Here is a 1,338-nt window from a genome sequence, read left to right on the forward strand (position 1 = left end):
CCACTCGTGTTGGTTGAGATCTTGGTCGTGATCAATCAACAGGATACGCCACCCTTCCTACCTCCTCCCATACACCAGACTTGAGCTTAACTCAGGATAGGTTTGCACCGGCACCAAGGCTAGGCAGCTTAATAAAATAAGGCGAGAATGCTTTGCCTTATTTAGGGGTAAATCTGTTTCTTCCAGAAGATGAATTTGTTTCCTTTAATTCCTACCGAAAGCGAAAAGGAATCTTACCAGATTATTCAAAAAATATTTTAAGGTGCATAAAATCTAAATTTATCACCGGTCAGCCCCCTCGTGGGGCTGACCGGCTTATTACTGGGCATCTTGATTTAAATTCCGCTCGGCCGGAATATCACTCAGATACTCGACAAACTCCACCTCAAAACCGGCGGGATCGACAAAATAGACATTTTTGCGAAACGGCTCTGTCGCGCCGGGTTTGGCAATGGCATAGCTCGCGTTATTTAATCTGACAACTACGGCATCAAGGTTATCAGTCACATAAGCAAAATGGGCCAGCCCAACGCTGTGGCCTTTCAAATTGCGGTTAGCCCCTTCGCCGTGATCGCTTAACGCCAAGTAATGGTTATCGTCACCGAAGTGTACCCATTTGCGCGGTTTGCCATACCACTCACCGTGGCCCTCATCGCGTATCTGCCAGTGTGGGAAGACCGCACGGTAAAAATCCAGCATGGTATCCATATCATCAACCACCAGATTAACGTGTTCTAAGTACATAAGAGTCTCCTTGCGTTAAGTGAGATGGCAGCATAAAACCTCAACTTAACTTGAGGTAAAGCTGTTTTTGGGAAAAAATGGCAAAAAAGATTCAGGGGTAAGTAATGGCAGAAACTATCTGGAGTGTCGGCAAGGTTGCCAAGCGCTGCGGGATTAGCGTTAGCACCCTGCATTTTTACGAGCAGCAAGGCCTGATCCAAAGCTCATGAAATGCGGGCAATCAGCGTCGCTATAAACCTGGAGTGTTACGGCGCATTTCGGTCATCAAAGCCGCGCAAAAAGTTGGCGTCAGCCTCGAAGAGATTAAGCAGGCTTTTGAATCATTACCCAAGAACCGTACGCCCACGGCTGAAGACTGGCAGCAGCTTTCAAAAAACTGGCAGCGCATGCTGGATGGCCGCATTGCGTATCTACAATCACTGCGCAACAACCTCAGCGGCTGTATCGGCTGCGGCTGTTTGAGTATGACAAGTTGCCCACTCTATAACCCGGATGACCAGCTAGGTTCTGTCTGAAAAGTCGGCTCTCATGCATTGCTCAATGCAAGCCAATGTCACCATGGCCTTGAAGCTACTGGCCAGCTTGTCGTAACGC

The 1,338-nt window shown here is 48.1% G+C and carries 1 protein-coding gene and 1 pseudogene; one reads left to right on the plus strand and one right to left on the minus strand.

The genetic code is table 11. From position 1 onward, the window contains the following. Window positions 1-318 precede the first annotated feature (318 nt). Window positions 319-744, minus strand: a complete 426-nt coding sequence (locus tag ACQKE4_RS20725) for a VOC family protein (RefSeq protein ID WP_427390110.1) — start codon at window positions 742-744, stop codon at window positions 319-321. Between the two features lie 104 nt (window positions 745-848). Here ACQKE4_RS20725 and soxR point away from each other — a divergent pair. After that, window positions 849-1,259, plus strand: a pseudogene (gene soxR, locus ACQKE4_RS20730) (redox-sensitive transcriptional activator SoxR). The last annotated feature ends 79 nt before the right edge of the window (window positions 1,260-1,338 follow it).

Source organism: Halomonas sp. NPDC076908 (genome assembly GCF_050269715.1).
In the GTDB taxonomy this organism is placed as follows: domain Bacteria; phylum Pseudomonadota; class Gammaproteobacteria; order Pseudomonadales; family Halomonadaceae; genus Vreelandella.